Below are 25,871 nucleotides of genomic sequence, written 5' to 3' on the forward strand. Positions count from 1 at the left end.
CATGTCGAAAAAGGCAACGGAATTTCAAAGAAAAGCAATGAGCTGGATGTACCGGGGCAAGGAAATCTTCAAGCCTTTGAACACCGGCTGGATCGACGAGAATGTTGCCTGCGTGCGCGAATGGGTGGCGAACATCTTCTTCTACCACAAAGGCGATACGACCATTATGGTCGATGCGGGATATAACTACGACCGCCTTGCCGAAAAAATGAGCTGGCTTGGGATTGATCCGAAGTCGATACACCATATCCTTATCACCCATCAGGACACCGACCATGTGGGTGCGGTGGAAGCAGACAGTCCGGGGCTGTTCCGGAATGCGAATCTGTACATCGGCGAGATCGAGAACCGGTATCTGATCGGAGAAACACGCCGCAAGGTTATTTATCATCTCTATAAGCTGCCGCAAGTGACCATCTACAACGAAAAGCAGCTGCTTCACGATGGAGAGGTCTTTGATATTGACGGCGTCAGGATCGAGTGTTTTCTGGTTCCTGGTCATACATGGGGACATATGGTCTACCTCATTGACGATAAGTACCTTTTTACCGGCGACACGCTGTGGTTTGGCGCGGACGGCGGCTACAGCTTCATTTCCTCGCTGGCGGAGGACAATAAGCTGGCTGTGCAGTCACTGGCGGAGCTGGAGCGGAAACTGCGCGCACGTGGGCTGCATCCATATTTCATCACCGGTCACACGGGATGGACGGACAATTTTGCCTTTGTGTTTGCCCACAAAGACAAGCACTGTTCACCATTCAAAAAACGAGTACATGACCCATCGGCACCCTATGATGCCTACGACGAATCGGACGACACCGAAGAAAATGCAAAGAGCGGTTTTCTGAAAGGCGTGGGAAGATGAGGGACAGCGAATTACAAATTGACCGTAGCTGCCATGTGCTATATTCCAAACCCTGCAAAAAGGAAATTCTGGCGAAAATCACTCTGCACTATCCGGAGGTGGAGCGCGAGGCGGTCTGGGAGCAGGTGCAGCTGAGATACGCAGAGCTTCTTTCCAAGTGGCGCACCGACCTCGGCGGTAAAAAGAATTTTCACAACGGCGTAGGCGGCACCTACGACTGCATCGCCATCATGAGCTATTATGTGGTCTGCAAAGCAATTACTTCGTTCCGTGAAATTGAAGAGATGGAGGAAAATCTGATCCTGCCGACCTTCCGCAAGCTGAAATTCGTGGACTGCAACAAGCCGTTCTGGAGGAAGCTGATGTACAGGGCGTTTGTTCGTGCGAAAAGCGGCTGCGACAAATGGCACGATTACGAGATGTCGGTTGCGCCTTACGAAAACGGCAAGCCTATTTATTATGAGTTTACGTCGTGTCCGGCGGCGGAGTTCGCCATCCGGCACGGTCTTACGGACATCATGCCCGCCCTGTGCAATGTGGACTATGCGTCCATGGAACTGCTCCATGCCAAGCTGGTGCGAACGACCACCTGCGTGGACGGCTGCCGATGCGACTACACCATCTGCGGCGATAAAGACCCGTACTTGAAGGGACATCCCGAATACCGGGATGAGGCGGGCTTCAGGAGGAATCGGTAATGCTTTTACAGGTGATTTTGGAAGGCATCGGGCTGGGCGTTCTGCTCATTTTGGTTTGCGCCATCGGTATCTGCAAGGGCGCGGTGGGCATGGTGCATCTTTACAGCCAGGAGGTGCAGGAGCGGTGCGTAACGCTGGGACTTACAACACACGCGAAAATCAAGCGAAATGCTTTGGTTTTCAAAGCTGTCTGCGTCCCCGGATACATCGCCTATGTGCTGGTCTGCGTCTATGCGCTCAACGGCGCAAAGGGCTTCGTTCAGGGCTTCTGGCAGCTGCTGGTCATACTGTCCGTTATGAATCTCATAGACCGATTTTGGGTTGACGGCTATTGGGTAGGACATACGAACGCATGGGAAATTCCGGGAACGGAAGACCTGAAACCCTACATTACAGCCAAGGATAAGGGCAAAAAGTGGCTGTTCGGCACAATTGGTATGGCGGTCATTTCGGCAGTACTGGCGGCGATTATGATGCTTTTTATGAAAATATGAGGTGATAGAAATGCTGTTTCAAACATATGGCGACAGGAGGAATCCTGCCGTGCTGTTCTTTCATGCAATGGGTGTGACAGGAGCGAGCAGCGAACCGATTGCGAGGTATTTGCAGGATCGATATTTCTGCATCTTGCCCACCTCCACCGTTTACTGCGAGGGGCAGAAATATGTCAGCAAGCAGGACGAAATACGGCAGGTGGAGGACTTTCTGCATCGACAGGGCGTGGAGCGGCTGGCGATGGTGGTCGCTTCTTCCATCGGTGCAGACCTTGCCATGGCGTTTCTGACGCAGACGAAGCTGCCCGTGGAGCACGCTTTCTTTGACGGCGGGCAGTTCGCCCAAATCGGAAAGGGCACGCGCCGTATCATGACGCCGTTTCTGTATTTTGCCATCAAGAGCCTATATTGGTCGAAGGGCGGTACGCTGAAAAAGATACTGTGGTGTGACGACGATTCCATAAAGTCGTATTTTATAGACGCTGGGAAAAATCTGACCTACACAAATTTGCGGCGACAGATTCTGGACAGCCTGGAGGATAAACCCTTTCCAGCACTTTCCGAAGAACTGCAAAAGAATCTCTATTTCGAGTTTGGCAGCATAGAAGATCATTTCAAATACCGTCAAGCGGTGATAGAAGCCTATCCCTGCGGCAATTACCCCGTATTTGAGGGATACGATCACATGCAATATCAGATTCGTGATCCGAAGGGCTTTGCTGAAATGCTGGCATTTATCGCTGAACAGGACGGTATGCCGAAGCTGCCGTTTATCAGAAAGTGAGAGGACCCGATATGAAATACAAAATCGAGAAAAACACCGTGCAGGAGACGTTGATCCTCCCGCTGTATTCACGGAAGCTGTGTACGGAGTTGTATCCGAACCTTTACCGGGACGAAACGGCGGTGCGTCTGATCGACCAGATCGACTACGACTTTTCAGAGGCAGAGAAAAATTCCCGCAGCCTGATGCAGCGTTTCGGTGCGCTGGAGGTCGCCATGCGGCAGAATGACCTTGCCTTTGAAGTGCAGGCGTACCTGAAAAATCACCCCTGCGCGGCAGTGGTCAATCTGGGCTGCGGGCTGGATAACACCGGTAGAGCCTGCGACAATGGCAGATGCAAGATCTACAATCTGGATTTCCCGGATGTGATTGCCCTGCGGCAGCAGCTGCTGCCCGCCGGGGAGCGGGAGCAAAACATCCCCTGCAACCTGAAAGACCCCGCATGGTTTGACAAGATCGATGCCTCCGGCGGGGCGGTGTTCTTTGCCTCCGGGGTGTTCTATTACTTCCTGACGGAGCAGGTTCGGGAACTGGTGCAGGGGATGGCGGACGCTTTCCCCGGCGGAGTGCTGGTCTTTGATGCTGCCAACCGTACGGCGGTGAAGATGATCGCCAAAACGTGGCTCAGGACGGCGAAAATCAAGGATGTGGGAGCATATTTCGCGGTTTCGGATGCGAAAAGCGAGCTTTCCCCATGGGACAGCCGTTTGCAAGTATCCAGCAGGGGCTATATGATGGGCTACAACGACCTGAAAGACGCTTCCGTCAGCGGCTTTTTCCGATTTCTCGCCAAGGTCGGGGACAACGGGATGAAAATGCAGATCGTGAAGATCGGATTTGGAGGCAAGCTATGAAAATTCTGGTATATGGTGCAGGCGTTCTGGGGTGCAATCTGGCAAGAAATCTGCTGCGCGCCGGAAAGGATGTCACTCTGCTTGCGCGGGGAAACTGGGCTGCGGAGATCAAGCAGAATGGTCTGCGGATCAAGGACAAATTTTCGCTCCGCACCTCGGTCAGCCGCATTCCGGTGGTGACTGAACTTGCACCGGATGCAATGTACGATGTGATCTTTGTGGTCCTGCGCTATACACAGCTGGATTCCGCTCTGGACACGCTGCGGGCGAATCGGACGAAGAACATCGTTTTTGTGGGGAACAATGTGCAGGCGAGGGCGCTGGCGGCGGCACTGCCGGAAAAGAACGTCCTGTTTGCCTTTGCGCTTTCTGCCGGGCATCGGGAGGCTGACCGGGTGGTCTCCATCGACCTGAAAAAGATTACCATCGGGCAGCTGACGGGTGCAACCTCCAATAAACAGTTGATCGGGCGCATCTTCCACGGCACAAAATATAAGGTTGTTTACGAGCCGAACATGGAGGACTATCTGCTCTGCCATGCCGCGTTTGTGATGCCTGCGGCCTTCGCCTGCTATAAGACAGACGGCGACCTGAAAAAGCTCAGGGGAGATACCGCGTACCTGAACCGTGTGCTGGATGCCAACATCGAGGGATACCGCGCCATCCGAGATGCCGGGCACACCATTCTGCCCAAGGAGGATGCAGACTTTGAAGGGGAGAAATACCGCAAGACCTGCCTGCGCTTTTTCAAGCTGATGTGTATCACCTCGCTGGGCAAGCTCTGCGCCTCCGACCACGCAATGAACGCTATCGATGAAATGAGTGCGCTGAACCGGGATCTTAAGAAATTTTTCGATGCGAACGGCGCAGCCTACCCGGTATGGCAGACACTGGAAGCGGAAGCCGGGAGGTATCTGCGATGAAGTATGCCGGAATGCCCTTTGGAATGTGGGTGCTGTTTGCTGGCTCCTTTCAAAAGCAGCTGACCGCTGTGCTGAGCTATGATGCAGCCACCGCAAGAGCTATCACGAAAAAGGCAAAGCCGCAATACCGGCAGATCATCCGCAGGCTGCCGGAGTTCGAAAAGGCCGACCGCTTCAAAATGAATCTTGTCAACTGCGCTATGATCGGGGCGTTCATTCTCTCCATGCCGCAGCGCCCGGAGGTGGACAGGCTGACGGATTACTACGCAAAATCTATGATGACTGCGCCCATGCAGTGGTTCTGCCGCAAGAGCGGAAAAAGCAAGTTTACCCCAAAGGATATCGCCGCAATGAAAGCCACCGCCGCTCTGAAAGCTGCCGACCGCAACCCTTACTCGTGGAACATGGAATTTTACGAATACCCGGATGGCAGCGGCTACGAGGGACGCTTTACAAGGTGCGGCATCTGTGTGCTGATGAAGGAACTGGGGCTGTATGACCTGACCCCTGCCCTGTGCCGTCTGGACTACACCATGAGCGAAGCGGGCGGTGTGACCAAATTTGTGCGGCAGTACACCCTTGCCTCCGGCGGACCCTACTGCGACTGCGGGTACAAAAAGAAGAAAAACAAATAGGAGGAGCGCACGATGCTTGTCAAGTCGATAACAGAGAAAGAAATCTACGATATCGGCCACGCTTTTGGCTATTATGACTACGGACAGGAAACGGGAATGTCTGCTGCCTTTTCCGGGAAAGATGCCACGGCAAACTATATCTGCGCTTATGTGCGCGGAGTGCTGCGGAGCGGCTTTCTGCACACCACCAGCGAGCGGGGCGAGGGCTATATCGCCTACAAGCTGCCAAAGGAGAAGATGGGACTCAAGACGATGTGGCCCATCGCCTGCGGAATGCTGTACAACTCCACCATGAAGCGCCTTTTGCAATTTGGTATTGCCATCAAGCGGGGCGGGGCTTCCCTGCAAGACCGCATGGACAAGGAAAAGAAGCCAGACACACAGCTGATGCAAACCTTTAGAAAAGGAAGAAAAGCGAGCCTGCTTATACTCTGTACGATTATTGGAATCCGTGATACCGATACAGGCATAAATCCATGTTTTGTGGACATCAAGTCCACAGCAGTTAAATTTAAAAATTTTAAAAGACAAGTAACTACCTCCTGATAGCATAATGATAAAACGGACAGTGACTGGTCATCCGGCGAGATCGAGTCGACTTCGGAAGAGATAAGTTTCCGGGCTACAGTTATGCGCCACTCATTGATGTCTTAACGGATGACCGACAACATATAAATATGCGGGGTTGCCGCTATACAGCCCCGCCACTCACCTCCACGTGTTCTGTAGTGTGTCAGTCTTATGGAACCATCATATCAGAAGGGAACAAAAATAGAAAGTGAAGGTAACCAACACGTTTCATGGCGCATTGGTGGCTTTCGCAGAAAGACGGGAAATAAATATGAAACTCCAGACCTTGATGAAGTGGTTTATGCAATCGGACAGCAGGTGCGTACCCGCCGCTGGACTTGGAGGCAAAGCGAAAACGGAAAAATCACTTCCACTTCCACAGATATATTCTTTCCCATTGATGGTTTTACAGATTTCAATTGCGAGCGTGTACTTGCTGCGCAGGATGAACTCCAGATGCGAATAGCGCGGATTTGGGGTTGCAAAACAATTGTCGGACTTGTAGATTTTGAAAATCCGTATATGGAATTATAACAGAAATGAATTACCTATGAAAAATACCTGACGATTGATTGCTGTTATATTCTGTTGCAGCAATAAAACAAGAGTAAAAATTAGTAGTAATGCTATCCGAATAATTTCCGCTATTTTCCCCTAAATGTAAAAGTTCTAATCAATGTTGTCAAATTACATACAACTGTTGTCAAAGAGGCAGAGCCGGTAACCAGCCAGCTATGAGCTGCGATTACCCGACTAAGGGAATGCCGCAGGGCGGCATCCTATCCAATATCGTACTGAATGAATTGGACTGGTGGGTGGCCTCCCAATGGGAGAACATGCCCATTCACTACGAGTACAAAACCAGACAGAATTTCTCATGTGCCATAAAGTAACACAAAAACAACAGACAGCCGCCACAATTCCGTAATGATTGATGCTTGACAGACTCCTTCAAGTTCGCTATAATAATAAACGCAAAACTTTAGTGGACTTTTCCGGATTCGGTCATCTTTTTGCCACACAGCTATCTTGTGATAGTTGTGTGGCTTTTTTGTTGCCTGTATCTCGGAAGTATTAGCAGAATGGAGGACTATATCTGTATGGGAAAAAATTTTTTGTCTCTTATCAAGACGTGCCGTAGTGTACGGGCTTATAAATCGGAATCTGTCCCTTCAAAGGCTTTGGACGCTGTACTGGAAGCAGGGACTTATCCGGCCCAGGAAGCCGGTCAGACCGCAGCACGCAAACAAAACTATATTGTTCGGACAATTTGTGGAGAAGAGGGAAAGTATGCAGACCAATAACAAAATGGCGGTTGCGCCCGTTGGAAAACTCATCTGGCAAATGTCGATACCGCCGCTGATTTCCATGTTTCTGCAATATTCCTATAATCTGATAGACAGCGCGTTTGTAGCGCGGCTGAGTGAAAATGCTTTGACGGCGGTTTCCCTGTCGTTTCCCATTACAACTTTGATGAATGCGACATCTATCTGGATCGGCGTTGGCGTGAATGTACTGATTGCAGGGTATCTTGGACAGAGAAAGCAGAATGAGGCAAATACTACCGTCACACATGGATTGTTACTGGCCTTTGGAATTGGTGCTTTGCTCAATCTTCTGTCATTACTGATTATGAAACCCTACTTTGGGGCATTCACCAATAACGAAGAAATTTATCAGTTGAGTCTTGCCTATATGAGCGTATGTTCGTTCATGCAAATTCCAAACATGGTGCATATCGCAATCCAGAAGATGATACAGGCTACTGGGAACATGATTGCTCCTATGTGGTTCCAGATTGCAGGAGTGGTCGTTAATTTTGTATTTGACCCACTCCTGATTTTTGGTATTGGTGTTTTTCCAGCTATGGGAATCCGTGGCGCTGCGGTGGCTACTGTTGCGGGCTATTTGTTATCCATGATTTTGGCATTTGCCTTGCTGCTGGGCAAAAAGCAAAAAGTGCGGATAAAGATCAAAGAATTTCATATACAAAAGTGGATGATTGCCCGTATATTCGCCCTTGGCTTACCATCTTTCATTATGAATGCCCTCAGTTCGTTTATGGTGACATTCGTCAATCTGTTCCTGGTGGCGTATTCCGATACGGCGATTGCATTCTTCGGTGCGTATTTTAAGGTGCAGCAGCTGATCGTTATGACAGTAAACGGCTTGATTCAGGGCTGTTTGCCTATTATGCGGTTTAACTACGGTGCGCGAAACAGAGATAGGCTGCACTCCGCTTTTCGATACGGAACCGCTTTGGTCTCCGGTATGATGATACTGGGAACATTGACCGTCAACTTCTTTCCGGCGCAGCTTTTGGAATTATTTACAGCGTCGGAAGCCATGCGCTCCTTTGGAATATCCGCTATGCGAATTATGGCGGCAAGCTATCTGTTTTGCGGTCTCTCTACCATGATTTCCACCTATTTTCAGGCGACAGAAAAAGTAGGTTCCAGCATAGCGATTCAATTATGCAGACAACTGCTTTTCCTTGTTCCTGCCTTATGGTGTCTGAACAAATTATTCCAACTGAACGGAATCTGGCTTGCATTTCCTGTTGCGGAAACCGCCACTATGCTCATTGCTCTCATAATAATGGCATGGCATCGCCACAAAAATATCTTATAACATGTTCCAATGAGGAGAAATGATGAACGATACTTTTAACGGTGCAGATGTCCATGATGTCGGATATTTCCTCCGCCATGGCCGCCTCGTCCGTCTGCTTGTAGGTATTTGCCAATTTGTCCTTGATGATGTCCAGAGTAAAGAAAAGCTGGTTTTGCCGGATAAGTTCCTCGTATCGCTGGACATAGCCGGATTTGCGGACAACAACAGGCTGAGAGAATAGTTCTCCACCACGGGAGATGACCTTGCCCTCAGCGGCTTCCTCGTCCTTGCGGCGCAGGGTGTCTTTGGACGAAGTGAGAATATACTTGGTTTTCTTTAGAGCGGCAGCGGCCCTTGTGTTCCCTTCGGCAGCAAGCCTTCGCTGCTCGTCCTTGCGGATGGCACCAACAACCTTTTCGTTGAAGTTCTTGACGAGGTGGAAGTAGTCAAAAACAGGCTGGATATGAGGGCAGCGTTCCTCAAAGGCTTCCTGAAAGTCCGAGTTCATGTCACAGGCAACAGCCTTCACGCCGTCCATCCAAGCCTCGCCTACATGATCTATGAAGTCATAGACGGTACGCTTGCGCTTGCCGTGTGCGAGCCACAGAATATGTCCGCTCTCCATGTCGATGATGAGGGAGGCGTATTTGTAGCCGTTACTTCTGAAATATTTCTGGTTCAGGACCAGCGTCATGGGTGTAATCCAAGATACGGACACCATCACCTATCTCTTTCTGCACCAGCTCCCGCATACGTTTGGCAAAAGGACAGGGGTAACCAATGGGAGTCCCTTTGCTGATACAGGAAGCAAAAGCAATGGTGTCTGCGCCCTGTTCTACCAGAGAACGGGCCCGCAGCACCGCTTTTTTTCCGGGGCAGCCACCGCAGTTGATGAAGCCCACTAACTGAATATCATCCTCTCCCATAAAAGCGCCTTTTCTCTCTCGGATTGTCCGAAAATCCCGGCTTCCGGGGCAGTAATCCTCTGTCTGCATACAACGAATAATGCCAAGGTTCATATTGTTTTCCTCCTTGATTTATTTAGGGCCGATCATTCAAATTTGGCCGGTCCATTGTTTATTATTATGTAACCAGCTTTTCCAACAATTGGAGAGCTTCCTCCAGTTTTTGGTTGGGCTCGTCCGTATGCAGTCCCTCTCGGACACAGCCATGGATATGGGCCCGCAAAGTCTCTTGATTCACTCGCTTCAAAAAAGCCTGAGTTGCCAACAGCTGATTGGAAATGTCCACGCAGTAGCGATCCTCTTCAATCATTCGCAAAATGCTGTCCAGTTGTCCTCTGGCGATCTTAATGGAATGGGTTATGTGAACCTTATCAGCATTCATGGGGGATAATCTCCGTGACTTCGTAGCCCGCCTCGGTAACTGCCGCTTTCAGGGTTTCGTCAGTAACGGACTCCGGGACCTCAACAGTGGCCTTTTTGTCCTCCAGACTTACCTGGACATGGGACGCACCAGAGATACCCTCCAGGGAATTGGTGACATGCTTGACGCAGTTCTGGCACATCATTCCTTCGATCATCAGTTCTTTTTTCATAGCGCCTCCATTCAATTGCTTTATTGTTGTTTTCTTGACGGAAATCTTCTATACGGGGTATAGGTCTTTCTGATTCCCATTATAGTCCCGCAAGGAGGTTCTGTATTTCCCGTTCAGAAGAATTTTTGTCCCAAATGGAAGAGTTTCTGAAAATCAATCTGTCATAAACGCTGCAAGAGCATTCCTTCTAACTTCATGTGATATTGTTCCAGCACATCTTTCAACGTGATTCCTTGCATTCTTTGTTCCGCTGTTTTTTGAATGTCCAAGTAAAAATCCCGCAGCACCAGTTGAATATTTACACCCACGCCACAGGCAGGATTGGTGTGGATGTCCTGATGGAGCAGGGGCTTGTTGCCCTCTACTGCCCGATAGGCATCCAGCAGAGTGATTTTCTCCGGCTCACGAGCCAGAGCAGGTCGGGGATGTCCTTTCACGCTGACCAGCAGTCCTCCCTTCCGCAGGGCGGACATGAGCTGGCGCACATAGGCAGGATTCGTCTGAATGCTCTCTGCCAGCTTGTTACTGGTCAGGTCGCAGTCTGGGTACAGAGCGATAAAAGCCAGAATATGAACAGCATCGCTAAGTCGGGTAGAATATTTCATAGCCTGATCTCCTTTTTTGGTTTGATGTTATTTTTATTATAACAACATATTGACAGTGACGCAAGAGGATGCTAAAATAATTTGAAGTAAGAATAAAAATAACACCCACTTGAAAGGAATGGTGACAATGAACTTCTATGATGATCTGGTCATGCAGACCCAGATGAATTATTCCAGGCACTATCATATCTATGCTTCCGGCGGTACGCCTTATCAGCTGACTGACAAAAAGCCGCTGCCGTATAGCGAACAGATCCATCGTTTGGTACAGGAGGTAAAGGAAGCTGACTGTGTGGTAGTGGGCGGGGCCTCCGGCCTGTCCGCTGCCGGTGGTGGAGATTTTTACTACGAGGACAACGACTCCTACCGCAAATACTTCCGCCCTTTTGCCGAGAAGTACCACTTCAAAGGTGCTTTTGCAGGGATGATGCACCCCTGGAAGACAAGGGAAGAGTATTGGGGGTATCTCGCCACATTCCTTCACACTACCCAGACCGCACCTGTGCGTCATTCCTATTTGGATTTAGACGCTTTGCTGAAAGGCAAGGACTTCTTCATCCTCACCACGAACCAGGATACCCAGTTTGTCAAACTTTACCCGGAGGAGAAGGTGGCAGAGATTCAGGGGGATCACCGCTTCTTCCAGTGTGCCGCCTGTTGTACCGATGACACTTGGGATGCGGTAAAGCCGGTGGCTGATATGGTAGCCGCTATGGGGAGTGACACGAAGATTCCCACGGATCTCATTCCCCGATGCCCCCACTGCGGCGGCGAGGCATTCCCTTGGGTGCGAGGATATGGGAATTTTCTGCAAGGAAAGAAATACGAAGAACAGTACGAAAAAATTTCTCGCTATGTGCTGGAACACAAAGACAGCAAAATTCTGTTCCTGGAGCTGGGCGTGGGCCGAATGACTCCCATGTTTATCCAAGAACCTTTCTGGAACATGACCCTCAGCTTTCCCCATGCTCGATATATTGCTGTCAACAACAAGTATGACTTCCTGCCCAAGCAGTTGGAGGACAAGGGCATGACCATTGTGGCCGACATTGCTCAAGTGCTACGGGATGCACGGGATACCATGGACAGCGGAGATAACGATCGATGAGGGTTGCAAACCAAGCGACGCTTCAGGAACTTGCCGAGCGTATTGATCAAGCAGATGCTGTTGTGAGCGGAGGCGGCTCCGGCCTGTCAAGCGCGGCTGGATACGACCACTACCATTGGTCCCCGGCACTTTCGGAGGCATTGGCTCCCTTTCGCGAACAGTATGGCTGTTCCTCGTTGCCCGGATTGCGGGCGGGTGCTGGTGCCCTGGGTACGAGATGATACCTTTCTGGAGGGAACCTTCTGGCAGGATAGTCTGCATCGCTACCATAGATTCCTGCGACACTGGATAATGGATCAGTCCGACAAAAAAGTCCTGCTGTTGGAACTTGGCGTGGGTGAGATGACACCCAGTATCATCAAATTGCCCTTCTGGGAACTTACTGCCAAAAACGAAAACGTCTTTTATGCATGTCTTAATCGAGAGGCAGCTCATAGGCCAGAGCATCTGCGAGGACGCAGCCTGTATCTGCAAGGAGATTTGGCGGAAACTCTGGCTGCCCTCCGGCAGGAGCGATCCATCGCAGCAACCATAAAATAGAAAGGAGCGAACGAATATGATTGATTGGAACCCTATTGCGAAAAAATTCAGAGAAGCGGACGCTATCCTGATCGGAGCCAGTAACGGCCTGTCCATCACCGAAGGACTGCATTTGTTTGCGGACAATGCGACTTTTGAAAGACTGTTTGGGGATTTCAAACAAAAATACGGCTTACGTTGTATTTTGCAGGGCATGATGGCCGGATGGCCCAGCGAGGAGGAAAAATGGGCCTTCTGGGCCCGGCTCATCCATCGTTACTGTGGGCAGTACCAGCCTACGCCGGTGATGAACGATTTGAAGGCCATTGTAGGAGAAAAAGATTACTTTGTCGTCACATCAAACGGAGAAGGTCACTTTGAACTGTTTGGCTTCGATCCGACGAAAATCTATGAGATTGAGGGCAACTGGATTACTATGCAGTGTGCCCGCCCCTGCCACGATACCCTCTATTCAAGTTTAGAGGTGGCCGAAAAATTATCGGCTGCCGAACAGGGCGGCCATGTGCCTACAGAGTTGGTGCCGCGTTGTCCCAATTGCGGAGGTCCCATGGACATCCACATGGGCGCGGGTCAGAGAATGATCCCGGATGCCGCTGCCCAGGCACGGTTCCAAAACTTTCTGAAAACCTACCACGGAAAGAAACTGGTGGTTCTGGAGCTGGGCATTGGCTGGCGCAATCAGCTGATCAAGGCCCCGATGATGCGCCTGGTGGCCGGCGAGCCAAACGCCACTTATGTGACCATCAATCTGGGGGAGATCTACATTGCGGACAATATCAAAGAGAAGTCCTTCGGACTGGACGGGCGGCTGGATGAGCTGCTGCCTGCTCTCCGGGAGGCGTGTGAGGTATGACGATTTCGGAGCAGGTTCAAAATGACTATACAAATGCATAAACTCTCATGAATCAGGTTGCTTCCTGAATCCTTTGCAGCAGTAGAGAATGCATAAAAAGCCGGGAAGTTGACTCAAATTGTCAATGCCTCCCGGCTATTATCAGGCAGATATTAATATAGTTAGAATCATGGTATATATTTCATTCCCCATTGGGAAATGGCGTAAAAGACCGGCAGCAGGTCCCGCCCTTTTTCGGTGAGGGAGTACTCCACTCGCAGAGGCATTTCATTATATTGGATACGCTGAACCAATTCGTCCGCTTCCAGCTCTTTCAGCGCGTTGGTCAGAGCTGTGTTGGTAATGGGTTTGAGAACTTTTTTCAGTTCCCCAAACCGCATAGGACACTTGATGCACAGTTCATAGAGAATTTGGAGTTTCCATTTGCCCTGCAGCATTTGAACCACCGGCGTGACCGGGCAGTTTCCCTCGCCGGTTAGAATGACACTGCCAACCTTTTCTTTGAATTCTTCATAAGTCATAATTGGATCGTTCCTCGTCTTTTGCAGTATATTTTTTGATACCAGGTATAAATAATTTGCGTACTTGAACAAAAATTACTATCAGATATAATAAATATATCACTGGTTGGCCATACAGTCAACGACTCAAATCTCTTAGAAAGGTCTGAATTTTATGAAAGAACTGAACATTATGGAGGCTACTGTTCTGACCTCCCCCAATCCGCTGACACTGATCTGCTCTAAAAAGGAGGATGGTTCTACGAACCTGGCTCCCATTTGCTTTGTGTCTTACCTCTCCTTCAATCCGCCTATGGTGGGCTTCGCCACTGGCAAACAGTCCCACACCGGCAAGCGTGTGCGTGAGACCGGCAAAGTCGTCGTCACTGTTCCCGGCGAGAGTCTGGCTGGCGCAGTAATGGCCTGCGGAGCATCTACCGGAGCCGAGACCGACAAGGCGGCCGCCAACAACATCGAGATGATGGCTGTGGAGGGTAGCGACATCCAGATTCCGGCGGACACCCGGCTGGCGATGGTGGCTACCTTGCAGCAGTCGGTGGAGGTGGGCGACCATATCCTGCACATCTGTCAGGTGGACAAGTTCCTGGGCGATGAGGACAAGAAGGGCCTGTATGCCTGGAACGGCTTCGGGAAAGTTGCACCTGCGGCAGAAGGCTAAATCTTAAAACGGTAAGGAGGCATCAGCGGTGGCTGTTTGTATTAAATTGAGTGGATCGTCATTGGGACTGAGACCGGACATAGGAAGGGCAAAGCCGTATCGAAACCGGAATGGGTGTGGAACCTGACACATCAGGCCCATGCGCTTGGCATCCCTGTATTTATGAAAGAAGATCTGCTACCTATCATGGGAGAGGCACAGATGGTACAAGAATTTCCCACGGCTTTTTACCGGGTATTGGAGGAACAAAAGACATGGCAGAAGTAAAAGAGAGCGGCATTCTGATTCAGGATGTAGAAACCAAAAATATTATGACAAAATCCACCCTGCCGGTGGGAGGCTATTCCGTCAATCCTTATGTAGGCTGTACCCATGGCTGCAAATACTGCTACGCCTCGTTTATGAAGCGATTTACCGGGCACACCGAACCGTGGGGTACATTCCTGGATGTGAAACATTGGCCAGCAATCAAAAATCCGCAAAAATACAAAGGGCAGCGCGTAGTCATCGGTTCAGTGACCGATGGATATCTGCCCCAGGAGGCTCAGTTTCAGAACACCCGAAAGCTTCTTGAACAGCTCCGGGGCAGTGAGGCAGAAATTCTCATCTGTACCAAGTCAGACTTGGTAATCCGTGACATCGACCTCCTGAAAGAACTGGGAAAGGTCACGGTTTCCTGGTCGATCAATACGTTGGACGAGGATTTCAAAAACGATATGGACAATGCCGTCAGCATTAAGCGACGGCTGGATGCCATGAAGCAGGTTTATGACGCAGGTATCCGCACCGTATGCTTTATCGCTCCGGTTTTTCCCGGTATCACGGATTTTGAGGCTATCTTCCATCAGGTCAGAAATCAGTGCGACCTGGTGTGGCTGGAAAATCTAAACCTGCGAGGCGGATTCAAAAAAGACATCCTTGACTATATACGTAAAAAACATCCTGACTTGGTTCCGCTGTACAACGCTATCTACAACAAGAGAGACAGAAGCTACTTCCGTGGTTTGGAGGATCAAGCGGAACGGCTGGCGAAAGAAAACAGCTGTCCCTTCGTGGACAACGAGCTGCCCTACGGCCGGGCAGAGCCTGGGCACCCGGTCATTGTGGATTACTTTTACCATGAGGAAGTGCGTGGCTCGGAAAACACCGGGCGACGCAACCCCAAAAAATGATTTGTGAAATAAAAAGGTTCTGACATGGAGCTGTGCTTCAATGTCAGAACCTTTTTTCACACTGTTTACCCATTCAGAAGTTTTCTTATCCCTCTTGGAAGGATTTGTACTCCGTCCATTGCTTTTCGATTTTCCCCGCTCTACAATGTAGACAGAACGATTAAATGATAGGGGTTTATCAAGTTTTACATAAAATTATATTACCGGTAAGCATACGATGAGCAGATGTTTTTTATTGCCTTTCGAGTATAGATACGTTAAAATATACTTATTAAGCATGATGAATTTGGGAGGTATTTTTCGTGGAAATTAGAGTTCTTCGATATTTTCTGACTGTAGTAAGGGAAGAAAGTATCACAAAAGCCTCAGAAGTTTTACATATCACGCAGCCGACACTTTCACGTCAGCTTGCACAGATGGAGGAAGATATTGGTGTAAAGCTGTTTGATAGAGGGACACGGAAAATCAAATTGACAAATGAAGGAATACTTCTTCGCCGTCGTGCGGAAGAAATTTTGCAGCTTGTAGATAAGACAGAAAAAGAATTAGTGGAGCAAGAGGAACAGGTGGAAGGTAAAATTTCCATTGGGTGTGGAGAAATTGCTGCTGTACAACTTCTTCCTAAAATAATTGAGTCCTTTCGTCGGAAATATCCCCGTGTTACTTTTGACATTTTTACAGCCACAGCAGATTTGGTAAAGGAACAAATGGAGAAGGGACTACTGGATATTGGTTTGCTTCTTGAGCCGGTTGATATGGAAAAATATGAATTTATTCGCTTGAATATAAGGGAAAAATGGGTGGTTCTGATGAAATCGGATGATCCACTCTCCAAGAAAGAAACGGTAAGCGCAAAAGATTTGTCTGTACTGCCTTTGATTCTTCCTAGGCGTATGAATGTGCAGAGTGAGTTGGCAAGTTGGTTTGGCAACTACTATGAGAAACTGGATATTGTTTTTACCAGCAATTTAAGTACGAACAGCGCAATTATGGTGAATGGAGGCTTGGCATATTCATTGGTGATTGAAGGGGCTGTACCGTTCTGGAATCAATCAAAGGTTACATTCAGACCGCTTGATCCGCCACTTACAGCAACAAGTGTATTAGCATGGAAACGTGGTCAGCCGTTTAGCTTAGCAACCACAAAATTCATCAAACATATTCAATGCTTTTTAGGCATGGACAAACCATAAAAACTAAGTATTTGATATAATTCAATTAGAAAATTATAATATAGGTGTAGAGATAAAGCAAACAGCTTTAATTTCTGCACCTATATTTTTTATTGAGGAGGGAGTGCCATTTCATGAAACCGGATTATGATTCCCGTATAAACGCCGGATTAAGCAAAGAAGAAATCGCAAAAATTTCAGGATGCGAAGATCAAGAAATGCAGATAAGGATGTTGCGAAAATATCGGTACAAATTGCTTGATGAGGTACATGAAAAGCAGCAGTCACTTGATGCAATCGATTATATGATCTGTAAAACAAAAAAATAACAATAAGAGGAGGAAAAGGCGTGAATCAGCAAACAACTCTGTTTTCAAACGAGAAGTTGATGGCTATGATTATTCCCCTGTTTTTAGAGCAGCTGCTGATAATGCTTGTAGGGATGGCGGACACACTGGTGGTCAGCTACGCAGGAGAAGCGGCAGTATCCGGTGTTTCACTGGTAAATCAGTTCAATACTATTTTTATTTATCTGTTTACAGCATTGGCATCCGGAGGGGCGGTTGTGATCAGCCAGTATATTGGTAGAAAGAAAAATGATGACGCTGGAGAATCCGCCAGCCAGCTTCTATCATTCTCTACGATTTTTTCCATACTGATCGCAGTGATAGTTCTGATTGGAAATGAAGGGATGCTTCGTCTGATGTTCGGTAAAGTGGAAGATTCTGTGATGCGCTCCTGTATTACATACCTTAGGATTTCTGCATATTCCTATCCGGCATTGGCGGTTTACAATGCCGGGGCCGCCCTTTTTCGCAGTATTGGAAAAACCAGTGTGACCATGTATTTGTCAGTAATTTCCAATATCATCAATGTTATTGGAAATCTCATTGGTGTATTTGTTTTGCGTGCAGGTGTTGCAGGTGTTGCATACCCTTCACTGATCGCTCGGACATTTTCAGCCGTGATGATTACAGTACTTTGTTTTCAGAGAAAAAATGAAGTGTTCTATCGCTGCAAGTGGATTTTTCGGTGGAATGTGGATTTTATGAAACAAATTCTAAAAATCGCTATTCCAAATGGGATGGAAAACGGTGTATTCCAGTTAGTCAAAGTAGCATTAAGCGGTATCGTTGCACTTTTTGGAACATATCAGATTGCTGCAAATGGTGTTGCACAAAGTATCTGGTCGTTGGCTGCGCTGGCGGGAGTTGCTATGGGCCCCGTATTTATAACGGTCATTGGACAGTGTATGGGAAATGGGGATGCAGATGCTGCGGATCATTATTTTAAGAGATTGACAAGAATCACATTGCTGATTTCATCGGCATGGAATCTTTTGATTTTTCTTCTGACTCCATTCTTTATGAAATTTTATGCTTTGCAGCCGGAGACCAAACGGCTTGTAATCTGGCTGGTTTTAATCCATAACGTGTTTAATGCAGCAGCATATCCCTTTTCCGGTGCGCTTAGTAATGGGCTGCGTGCAGCGGGTGATGTGAAATTTACCATGTATGTTTCGGTTATCTCCACGATAGCGGTGCGTCTGCTTTTATCATGGCTCTTGGGAATTGTTTTGAAAATGGGCGTGATCGGGATTGCTATTGCAATGGTTTGTGACTGGAGCATTCGGGCGGTCATTTTCTTCTGGAGGCAGAAGTCCGGAAAATGGAAAACATTTCAGGTGATATAGATTCATTTATAATAAGTTCAATATCGGTATATTATGCCTTATGGTCTTAGCAAGTTTTGCCGTTTTGCTGTGAATGTGTGGGAGGTCAATCCTGCTGGAAAAGCTGATGAACAGGTTGCCAGAGAAGGGCTTTCCTGTATGGAAGTTTGGATGAAAGAACTGGGACTTACAATGAATCTCCATGAGTTGGGGGCAACAGAAGAAATGTTGCATGGTATTGCAAATGGAACCATCATCATGGAAGGTGGATATAAGGTGTTGAATCATGATGAGGTATTGGAGATTTTGAAGAACAGTTTGTAAGCATTCAAGTAGGAGCTTTTATAACGATAATATAATAGAAAAAGGCAAGTGCTGTGAAAGAAATTTTTCTTTGATGTTGCTTGTCTTTTTTTAATTCATCACTTGACATTGTGGCAAAGAAATCCTGAAAGGGGACGAGTAGAAAAAAGAGCAGCTGCATGAGCAGGAAGAAGAAAATAGACAGAGCAGTTGATGATGTGGAATGTCCGGTGCAGTGTGGGTGTAATGCTCATGCTACATCGGACTTTTTTCGAAAATGATTTTTAATAATGTTGATTTTCAACTACTTTTAACTCAAATATTGCATCTTAACTTAAAAAGAGTTAAGATTGCAAGTAATGACATGGAATATCTCGATAAAGTTCCTGGAGTCAAGAATCAAAGTGTTTTTAAAGAAGATTATGTTATGGGATATTCTATTTACTAATGTTGATTTTCAACTGCTGGACGAATGGGAGGGGTGCTTCATGCCGTTGCAAATGATCAGAAACGATATTACAAAAATGAACGTTGACGCAATCGTCAATGCTGCCAACACGTCCCTTTTGGGCGGCGGTGGTGTGGACGGTTGCATTCATCGTGCGGCCGGACCGGAACTGCTTGCAGAATGCAGTACGCTGCATGGCTGCGAAACCGGCAGTGCAAAAATTACAAAGGGATACCGCCTGCCCTGCAAATATGTGATCCATGCAGTCGGTCCGCGCTGGCGGGATGGCAGGCATCGGGAGCAGGAGCTTCTGGAATCCTGTTATCGGACATCTTTGAATCTGGCGAAAGAAAATGGCTGTCAGTCTGTAGCCTTTCCGCTGATTTCCTCCGGTGTTTACGGCTATCCAAAAGACCAGGCTCTGAAGGTTGCAGTCGATACCATCAGCGAATTTTTGCTGGAAAACGAGATGATGGTCTATATCGTTATTTTTGACCGAAAGACATATCAGATTAGCGGAAAGCTGTTTGATGACATCGCAGTGTACATAGATGACAGGTATGTGGAAGAACATACCGACAGGAGGGCAGAACAGAGTCGGTGGTCCGAAGCATGGCAAGAGGAATCCTGCTTTGAAGCTGCATCTGTCCCGCTGCCGCCCGAAGCAATCTGTAAATCCTGCAGCAGTCAGTCTCTGGAAGAGGCGCTGGGGCAGATGGATGAGAGCTTTTCAGAAATGCTGCTTCGAAAGATTGAGGAAAGCGGTATGACGGATGCACAGTGCTACAAGAAAGCAAATATTGACAGGAAGCTCTTCTCAAAAATTCGCTCGGATAGATTCTATAAGCCATCCAAACCTACGGTGCTGGCATTTGCCCTCGCTTTGGAGCTGCCGCTTGCCCAGATGCAGGAGATGCTCGGCAAGGCAGGATTCACATTGTCCCATTCGAGTAAATTCGACATCATTGTAGAATATTTTGTTGAACGGGGAAACTATAATGTGTATGAAATCAATGAAGCACTGTTTGCCTTTGACCAGAGTCTGATCGGTACATAAGGAAAAAGAAATGTCGCTTTCCATGCGACCACTCCGCAAAAGAAAATCGCTATACTATGGCTGTAAGGTACGAAATCGAGCAGTCATTTGCGTGAGGAATGAGCCAAAGCTCGAGCTTGCTCGAAACCTTGGCGAATACTGCGACAGCGAGCCCGTAAGGGCGAGATCTTTTAGGAGGATAAGCATATGAGAAAGAATTTAACAGAGATCGTTTTTATCTTAGACCGCAGCGGATCCATGAACGGACTGGAACGGGACACCATCGGCGGATTCAATTCCATGATTGAGCAGCAGAAAAAAACAGAGGGCGAAGCACTGATTTCAACGGTACTGTTTGACAATGTGAGTGAAGTCCTGCACGACCGTGTAGATGTAAAGGACATCCGACCAATGACTGACCGGGATTATACGGTTCGCGGATGTACGGCACTCTTAGATGCCATCGGCGGTGCGATTCATCACATTGGAAATATTCATAAGTACGCACGACCGGAAGATGTCCCGGAGCATACCATGTTTGTAATCACTACGGACGGAATGGAAAATGCCAGCCGCCGGTATGACAGCGAAAAAGTGAAGCAGATGATCGAGCGGCAGAAAGCGAAATACGGTTGGGAGTTTTTGTTCCTCGGTGCAAATATTGACGCGGTAGAGACCGCAAGCCAGTTCGGAATCGGTGCAGACCGTGCAGTCAACTATCAGTGCGACAGCGAAGGAACTGCGTTGAATTATGAAGTGGTCAGCGAAGCAATCAGCTCTGTCCGGTGCAGTGCCCCGTTGAACGCAGACTGGAAAAAACGTATAGACGAGGATTATAAAAAACGTGGAGGAAAATAGAAATATGCAGGCATATACCTACGTTTCAAAAGGAAAATTCGAATTAAGAGAGAAGCCAAAACCGACCCTGATGCAGGAGCGGGATGCTATTGTCAAAGTGACACTCGCCAGCATTTGCTCCAGCGATCTGCATATCAAGCATGGCAGCGTTCCGCGGGCAGTACCCGGGATCACGGTTGGCCATGAGATGGTGGGGATTGTGGAAGAGGTTGGAAAGGCAGTTACCAGGGTAAAACCGGGAGATCGGGTGACAGTAAACGTGGAGACCTTCTGCGGTGAATGCTTTTTCTGCAAGAAAGGGTATGTGAATAACTGCACAGATGAAAATGGCGGTTGGGCGCTGGGCTGCCGGATCGATGGCGGCCAGGCGGAATATGTGCGTGTACCCTTTGCAGATCAGGGACTGAATAAGATTCCGGATGGCGTTACGGATCGACAGGCATTGCTGGTGGGCGATGTTCTGGCTACCGGTTACTGGGCAGCGCGTATTTCAGAGATCTCAGAGCAGGACACGGTGCTGATCATCGGAGCCGGCCCCACCGGTATCTGTACCCTGCTTTCGGTAATGCTGAAAAAACCAAGACGGATTATTGTGTGTGAAAAGGATAAAAATCGTCTGCAGTTTATCCGACAGCATTATCCGGAGATTTTGTTGGTTTCTCCGGAGAAGTGTGACGCGTTTGTACGGGCAAACAGTGATCATGGGGGAGCTGACGTTGTGCTGGAGGTTGCGGGGGCGGAAGCTACCTTCCGTCTGGCCTGGGAATGCGCGAGACCCAATGGTCTGGTGACGGTGGTTGCTCTTTATGATCAGGCACAGATCCTGCCGCTTCCGGATATGTATGGAAAAAATCTTACCTTTAAAACCGGAGGAGTGGATGGCTGTGACTGTGAAGAAACATTACGGTTGATTGCAGAGGGAAAACTGAACACGGAGCCGCTTATCACCCACACCTATCCATTAGAAAGGATAGAGGAAGCCTATGAACTCTTTGAAGGTAAGAGAGATGGTGTAATTAAGGTAGCAGTAGAATGCTAAAAGAAGATATAGATAATTCCAATCATTAATGTACTATATATGGTATGATAATGATTGGAATTTTGTTATAACAGGGGGGATTTCCAACCATTAGTATATACGATTCATGAAAAATCAGGTAAAATTATGTATAGGTAATTAAGGGAGCGGTTTTATGAATCTGCTGGGTCCGGATGTGGCGACAATCCGTACTTCTGGCTGTATCGTCTTTTCGTATGGAGGCAATGGCTGCCGAAGGATTTGCCTCATGAGTCTCTGTCGCCGCTGATACTGCCGATCTGTCTTATAATTGGTCTGGTGGCAGCGCTGATCCTTTTTACGATATTCAGTAAGGGAAGAGAGGCCAGAGTCCGGAAAAAGATTTATAAAAGTATCAGAATCTTCCGGGGGAAAGCAGATGTGGGAGCTTATTATCTGTCCGAGGAGTTTATCGAACAGCTTATGCTGGGAAAAGAATACGAATTTGATGAGGAGACGCTATCGGAGGCAGGACTTACCATTCCCCCAGACCGGAAATACCGCGGAGAGAAATTCATCGGAATCTAGAGAATGGGCAGAGAAGATAGAAGCGTTCGGTGAAAATCAGTTCCCGAAAAATTGCCGCGATGTTTTCTCTGAACTAAATGATCTGACGGCCGAAGCGAGGAATAAATTTACGGAAGAGGAAAACGGTTAATGCAGTGCTTTTGAGGGACAAACTTTCGTGCATTCATAGCAGAGAATACACTCTGTTCCGTTTTTCCGCTTGCGGGTTTCCTTATTAACCTCCACGTTCATGGGGCAGACCTGTAGACACTTCCCGCAATGGACACACTTATCCTCATCACAGTGGACGCGCAGAAGAGAAAAATAGCTCATGGGTTTGAGAAAAACCGTAATGGGGCACAGATATTTGCAGAACGCCCGATTATCTTGAAACAGGAAGGCAAACACAATACCGACAAGGTAATAAAGCGCATTCCCGGCAAGAAAAAGCCAGAACATCATTTGTTCCAAATGTGCCACCTGCATCAGAAAGAGCCCGGACACCAACGCCAGAGACAGAAAAAACATCACATAGCGAAGGATGCCCAGCTTTTCTTTTCGTGGCTTCTGCGGCTGATTGTAGGGCAGAAAGTCCAGCACCATAGCTGTCCAGCAGGCGTAGCCGCACCAGCCACGCCCAAAAAGCAGCGGTCCGAAAATCTTTGCAACCGCGTAGTGGATAGTTGCTGCTTCGAAAACGCCGAGAAACAGGTAGTACCAGAACCCTTCGATCTGCATATTTTCACGGGAAATCACGCCAAGGTACAGCAACATATAGCTGCCCACCGCCAACTGGACGAAATGCCGGGCATACCGTTTCCCGGCGGTAAACAGTGCCGTTCCAAGCCCAAGGCAGGCTCCGATGTAGCTGAAATTCAGCAGATAGAAAAAATTGTCCTTTGTGAGCCACAGCGTAACTGCCACTGCTTCAAACAGCAGAAACAGCAGCATAGATGGCACGTATTTGTGAAGTCTGTTTGGGATTTTCGTCATCTCTTTGATCCTCTGCTTTCTTATTTTTTCTCAATGCACGGACTGCCAGGCCGGTGCAAGAGCGTGTCTGGTATCTTAGCATAAGTATAGCAGAGAAATAAAAAAATAGTAATCAGATTCTTGTAAAACATCTGCAAAAAAAGTGAAACGATTACAGGCGCAGACGGTTATGACCGCCTGCGCCTGTAGTCGTTTGGAGTCATGCCAAACTGTTTTTTAACCGAATCAAGCAAGTCCCCTGCTTCTATTGCGTGAAGCAATAAGCAGTGGGTTGGGACTTGCTTGTATCAGGAGTGGTACAAGCCACTCCTGATAAGCTGCGAAGCAGCTATTCGGTTATGAGCAAGTAGCGAAGCGGATTGCGAATATCCGCTTTGACAAGCTGTCTGGAAGTGGCCTGGACTGGAAAAGTTTGATGTATTCCTATGCATAGGGTATAATGTCTTTAGGGAAAAAGATATGATTACGAAAACAAAATATTCCGGAAACATGATAGAGAAAGCAGGTATGCTGTGAAAAGAAAAATTATGATTGCGGCAGTGGCAGCTGCTGTGATTTTTGCTGTGATTGCGATTCTTTCCGTTTTGGCGCAGACACCGGCATTAATCTGAGAAATCGAAATGATCTGCTGTGAAATTTCCGGCGGATCATGGAAGGATGGGAAAACTGGCGTTTTGCAAATGATTTTGCCTGTTTTCATACAAAAAATACTTTGACTATCAAGAAATCTATGCTACACTGATACTGCATGACAAAATAAAAGAAAGTGGGGATTGTAGTATGAGTGGTCTGTTTCGGGCTCTTCATCGGACAAAAGTGTTTCGAAATCTGACGGAGCAGGAGTTTGCATGGGTTTTATATGATGTGGGAAATTCGGCATTTATTATGCTTGCCTGTTCGCTGATTCCGATCTGGTTTAAGAGTCTGGCAATCGGTACAGGGCCGGGAAAAATCAGTTCGGATCAGGCGACGGCGTATTATTCGATTGCCATTTCCATTGTTACGGTGGTGGTGGCACTGATCGGTCCTGTCTGCGGTGTGCTGGCGGATCGTAAGGATAAGAAAAAGATCTTTTTTACCACAACGGCAGGTCTTGGCATCACAGGATGTGTGCTGAATGGCGTTGCAACGAGCTGGGTGCTGTTTCTGGTCATTTACATTGTGACAAGAGTCTGCTATAATGCATCGCTGACGATTTACGATTCCATGCTGAATGATGTGACAACGGAGGAACGTATGGATGAGGTATCCTCCTATGGCTATGCGTGGGGATATTTGGGATCCTGCATTCCGTTTCTTGTAGCACTGATTGCTTACGTGTTGGGGCCGGATATGGTCCGGGTGCTGCCGGATTTTGTCTCTAAGATGATTGGCTTTGGCGTGACGGCTCTTTGGTGGCTGGTGGTGACGCTGCCGTTGCTGAAGGAGTATCGGCAGAAGAATTACGTGGAAATGAGAACGGTTACCGTTGGTCAGACGTTTGGAAAAATTTTCGGGACACTGAAAAAAATCGCAGTTTCGGACCGGAAAGTATTTTTCTTTCTGATTGGATTCTTTCTCTATATTGATGGGGTCGGAACTATCATTGACAACTGCATCAACATCGGAACCGATCTGAACCTGAATACGGTCGGACAGGTTGTTTTCCTGCTTGCCACGCAGGTTGTCGCTTTTGGAGGATCTCTGTTTTTTGCAAAACTGTCGCGGAAAAAAGATACGGTATCCCTGATTCTGATCTGCATCGCAGGCTATTTTGTCATCTGCCTCTATGCGCTGACACTGCGGACGCTGGTGCACTTTGCGATTCTGGCATTTGGAGTGGGATGCTTTCAGGGATCAATTCAGTCGTTGTCGCGGTCGTATTATTCCAAAATTATTCCGGCGGAGAATTCGGGAGAATATTTTGGAATCTACGATATTTTTGCCAAGGGCGCTTCCTTCCTTGGATCTGTAGTCATTGCAGTTGTAAAGCTGGCGGGAGGAACGATCAACGTAGCGGTTGCATGTCTGGCGGTTTTCTTTGCACTTGGATTTGTTTTTCTGAAAATTGCAGACCATCAGCCGATGGCGGGTGAAAAATAAAAGATACACAGCATAAAAAAATCTCAAAACCAGGAGAACAAGAGCAACTGGTTTTGAGATTTTTTGCTTTTGACTCCGGGGTTTCATAAAGAGAGGTTACGTGTTACGATAATCAGTGAGTCGGGCTGCCGGGAATGTGGCTGCCTGAAAAAAGCACAGACAGGCCAGATCCGGAAAGCCGGAAGAGTCGATCACAAGGATGCGTTTCTGGACAACGAGGAGCTGCACATTGGTACCAGACCCCATTACACTTCTATCTGCAGACCCCGATTGCACAGATTCATGATTACAG

29 protein-coding genes and 1 pseudogene are annotated in these 25,871 nt (G+C 47.9%); 22 read left to right on the forward strand and 8 right to left on the reverse strand.

Features of this window, described 5'->3' with window-relative positions:
- Position 1 precedes the first annotated feature (1 nt).
- Genes DW915_RS00105 through DW915_RS00135 form a run of 7 tightly spaced genes read left to right on the forward strand, consistent with a single transcriptional unit; the run spans position 2 to position 5,253 of the window.
- On the forward strand, positions 2-865 hold the full coding sequence (locus DW915_RS00105; RefSeq protein WP_118741353.1) for an MBL fold metallo-hydrolase: 864 nt from the start codon (positions 2-4) through the stop codon (positions 863-865).
- A complete protein-coding gene (locus DW915_RS00110) occupies positions 862-1,563 on the forward strand; it encodes an L-2-amino-thiazoline-4-carboxylic acid hydrolase (RefSeq protein ID WP_055267104.1) in 702 nt (233 codons plus the stop codon). The genes DW915_RS00105 and DW915_RS00110 overlap by 4 nt, the downstream gene beginning before the upstream one ends.
- On the forward strand, positions 1,563-2,057 hold the full coding sequence (locus tag DW915_RS00115; RefSeq protein ID WP_118741354.1) for a hypothetical protein: 495 nt from the start codon (positions 1,563-1,565) through the stop codon (positions 2,055-2,057). The genes DW915_RS00110 and DW915_RS00115 overlap by 1 nt, the downstream gene beginning before the upstream one ends.
- A 10-nt stretch (positions 2,058-2,067) precedes the next feature.
- Positions 2,068-2,841: an alpha/beta fold hydrolase gene (locus DW915_RS00120; RefSeq protein ID WP_118741355.1), complete on the forward strand. Its 774-nt coding sequence runs from the start codon at positions 2,068-2,070 to the stop codon at positions 2,839-2,841.
- A gap of 11 nt (positions 2,842-2,852) precedes the next feature.
- On the forward strand, positions 2,853-3,695 hold the full coding sequence (locus tag DW915_RS00125) for a class I SAM-dependent methyltransferase (protein WP_118741356.1): 843 nt from the start codon (positions 2,853-2,855) through the stop codon (positions 3,693-3,695).
- Complete coding sequence (locus DW915_RS00130) at positions 3,692-4,618, forward strand: ketopantoate reductase family protein (RefSeq protein WP_118741357.1); 927 nt, start codon at positions 3,692-3,694, stop codon at positions 4,616-4,618. The genes DW915_RS00125 and DW915_RS00130 overlap by 4 nt, the downstream gene beginning before the upstream one ends.
- Positions 4,615-5,253: an L-2-amino-thiazoline-4-carboxylic acid hydrolase gene (locus DW915_RS00135; protein WP_118741358.1), complete on the forward strand. Its 639-nt coding sequence runs from the start codon at positions 4,615-4,617 to the stop codon at positions 5,251-5,253. The genes DW915_RS00130 and DW915_RS00135 overlap by 4 nt, the downstream gene beginning before the upstream one ends.
- A gap of 369 nt (positions 5,254-5,622) precedes the next feature.
- Here the strand turns inward: DW915_RS00135 and DW915_RS16505 are convergent.
- Positions 5,623-5,784 (reverse strand): annotated as a pseudogene (locus DW915_RS16505) (IS110 family transposase); the annotation flags it as partial.
- 210 nt (positions 5,785-5,994) lie between these two features.
- On the opposite strand from DW915_RS16505, the gene DW915_RS00150 reads away from it, so the two are divergent.
- Both DW915_RS00150 and DW915_RS00160 read left to right on the forward strand, forming a co-directional pair.
- Complete coding sequence (locus tag DW915_RS00150) at positions 5,995-6,357, forward strand: hypothetical protein (protein WP_118741359.1); 363 nt, start codon at positions 5,995-5,997, stop codon at positions 6,355-6,357.
- 756 nt (positions 6,358-7,113) lie between these two features.
- Positions 7,114-8,454, forward strand: a complete 1,341-nt coding sequence (locus tag DW915_RS00160; protein WP_118741360.1) for an MATE family efflux transporter — start codon at positions 7,114-7,116, stop codon at positions 8,452-8,454.
- Here the strand turns inward: DW915_RS00160 and DW915_RS00165 are convergent.
- The 5 genes from DW915_RS00165 to DW915_RS00185 form a co-directional block, all read right to left on the reverse strand.
- Positions 8,414-9,130, reverse strand: a complete 717-nt coding sequence (locus DW915_RS00165) for a transposase (protein ID WP_158580995.1) — start codon at positions 9,128-9,130, stop codon at positions 8,414-8,416. The genes DW915_RS00160 and DW915_RS00165 overlap by 41 nt on opposite strands.
- The gene (locus DW915_RS00170) at positions 9,093-9,455 is read right to left on the reverse strand and encodes a CGGC domain-containing protein (RefSeq protein WP_118741362.1); all 363 of its coding nucleotides are present in this window, start codon (positions 9,453-9,455) and stop codon (positions 9,093-9,095) included. Before DW915_RS00170 ends, DW915_RS00165 begins: the two co-directional genes overlap by 38 nt.
- Before the next feature lie 64 nt (positions 9,456-9,519).
- On the reverse strand, positions 9,520-9,783 hold the full coding sequence (locus DW915_RS00175; protein WP_118741363.1) for a metal-sensing transcriptional repressor: 264 nt from the start codon (positions 9,781-9,783) through the stop codon (positions 9,520-9,522).
- Positions 9,773-9,994, reverse strand: coding sequence for a heavy-metal-associated domain-containing protein (locus DW915_RS00180; RefSeq protein ID WP_118741364.1), 222 nt, complete (start codon positions 9,992-9,994; stop codon positions 9,773-9,775). Before DW915_RS00180 ends, DW915_RS00175 begins: the two co-directional genes overlap by 11 nt.
- A 161-nt stretch (positions 9,995-10,155) precedes the next feature.
- Entirely contained in the window at positions 10,156-10,599 is a 444-nt protein-coding gene (locus tag DW915_RS00185) for an Rrf2 family transcriptional regulator (RefSeq protein WP_118741365.1), read from the reverse strand.
- A 127-nt stretch (positions 10,600-10,726) separates the two neighbouring features.
- On the opposite strand from DW915_RS00185, the gene DW915_RS00190 reads away from it, so the two are divergent.
- A complete protein-coding gene (locus DW915_RS00190; RefSeq protein WP_173841546.1) occupies positions 10,727-11,707 on the forward strand; it encodes an NAD-dependent protein deacetylase in 981 nt (326 codons plus the stop codon).
- Between the two features lie 556 nt (positions 11,708-12,263).
- On the forward strand, positions 12,264-13,100 hold the full coding sequence (locus DW915_RS00200) for an NAD-dependent protein deacetylase, SIR2 family (protein WP_118741366.1): 837 nt from the start codon (positions 12,264-12,266) through the stop codon (positions 13,098-13,100).
- 167 nt (positions 13,101-13,267) lie between these two features.
- On the opposite strand, the gene DW915_RS00205 is transcribed toward DW915_RS00200, so the two are convergent.
- A complete protein-coding gene (locus DW915_RS00205) occupies positions 13,268-13,621 on the reverse strand; it encodes a winged helix-turn-helix transcriptional regulator (protein WP_055187091.1) in 354 nt (117 codons plus the stop codon).
- 154 nt (positions 13,622-13,775) lie between these two features.
- On the opposite strand from DW915_RS00205, the gene DW915_RS00210 reads away from it, so the two are divergent.
- From DW915_RS00210 to DW915_RS15655, 10 genes are all read left to right on the forward strand, one after another.
- The gene (locus DW915_RS00210; protein ID WP_118601190.1) at positions 13,776-14,279 is read left to right on the forward strand and encodes a flavin reductase family protein; all 504 of its coding nucleotides are present in this window, start codon (positions 13,776-13,778) and stop codon (positions 14,277-14,279) included.
- 254 nt (positions 14,280-14,533) lie between these two features.
- Entirely contained in the window at positions 14,534-15,451 is a 918-nt protein-coding gene (locus DW915_RS00220) for a radical SAM mobile pair protein B (RefSeq protein WP_118601191.1), read from the forward strand.
- A gap of 302 nt (positions 15,452-15,753) precedes the next feature.
- On the forward strand, positions 15,754-16,644 hold the full coding sequence (locus DW915_RS00225) for a LysR family transcriptional regulator (protein ID WP_022462480.1): 891 nt from the start codon (positions 15,754-15,756) through the stop codon (positions 16,642-16,644).
- A 113-nt stretch (positions 16,645-16,757) separates the two neighbouring features.
- Positions 16,758-16,952 (forward strand): DUF4224 domain-containing protein, encoded by a 195-nt coding sequence (locus DW915_RS00230; RefSeq protein ID WP_022462481.1) that lies wholly within the window; start codon positions 16,758-16,760, stop codon positions 16,950-16,952.
- Positions 16,953-16,972: 20 nt separating this feature from the next.
- Positions 16,973-18,316, forward strand: a complete 1,344-nt coding sequence (locus tag DW915_RS00235; protein WP_118741367.1) for an MATE family efflux transporter — start codon at positions 16,973-16,975, stop codon at positions 18,314-18,316.
- A gap of 138 nt (positions 18,317-18,454) precedes the next feature.
- Positions 18,455-18,619 (forward strand): oxidoreductase Fe-dependent alcohol dehydrogenase family, encoded by a 165-nt coding sequence (locus DW915_RS16270; RefSeq protein WP_022462483.1) that lies wholly within the window; start codon positions 18,455-18,457, stop codon positions 18,617-18,619.
- A gap of 467 nt (positions 18,620-19,086) precedes the next feature.
- Complete coding sequence (locus DW915_RS00245) at positions 19,087-20,103, forward strand: O-acetyl-ADP-ribose deacetylase (protein ID WP_118741368.1); 1,017 nt, start codon at positions 19,087-19,089, stop codon at positions 20,101-20,103.
- Positions 20,104-20,289: 186 nt separating this feature from the next.
- Complete coding sequence (locus DW915_RS00250) at positions 20,290-20,940, forward strand: vWA domain-containing protein (RefSeq protein WP_022462485.1); 651 nt, start codon at positions 20,290-20,292, stop codon at positions 20,938-20,940.
- 4 nt (positions 20,941-20,944) lie between these two features.
- The gene (locus DW915_RS00255) at positions 20,945-21,979 is read left to right on the forward strand and encodes an alcohol dehydrogenase (protein ID WP_118741369.1); all 1,035 of its coding nucleotides are present in this window, start codon (positions 20,945-20,947) and stop codon (positions 21,977-21,979) included.
- 399 nt (positions 21,980-22,378) lie between these two features.
- Positions 22,379-22,525, forward strand: coding sequence for a hypothetical protein (locus DW915_RS15655; protein ID WP_156338071.1), 147 nt, complete (start codon positions 22,379-22,381; stop codon positions 22,523-22,525).
- Positions 22,526-22,651: 126 nt separating this feature from the next.
- Here DW915_RS15655 and DW915_RS00265 read toward each other — a convergent pair whose 3' ends face one another.
- Positions 22,652-23,488 carry a 4Fe-4S binding protein gene (locus DW915_RS00265; protein WP_416388152.1) on the reverse strand — a complete coding sequence of 279 codons (837 nt, stop codon included), beginning with the start codon at positions 23,486-23,488 and terminating at the stop codon, positions 22,652-22,654.
- Between the two features lie 789 nt (positions 23,489-24,277).
- On the opposite strand from DW915_RS00265, the gene DW915_RS00270 reads away from it, so the two are divergent.
- On the forward strand, positions 24,278-25,579 hold the full coding sequence (locus tag DW915_RS00270) for an MFS transporter (RefSeq protein WP_022462489.1): 1,302 nt from the start codon (positions 24,278-24,280) through the stop codon (positions 25,577-25,579).
- Positions 25,580-25,871: the final 292 nt, after the last annotated feature.

This window comes from Blautia sp. AM42-2, from assembly GCF_003480245.1.
Taxonomy (GTDB): domain Bacteria; phylum Bacillota; class Clostridia; order Lachnospirales; family Lachnospiraceae; genus Fusicatenibacter; species Fusicatenibacter saccharivorans.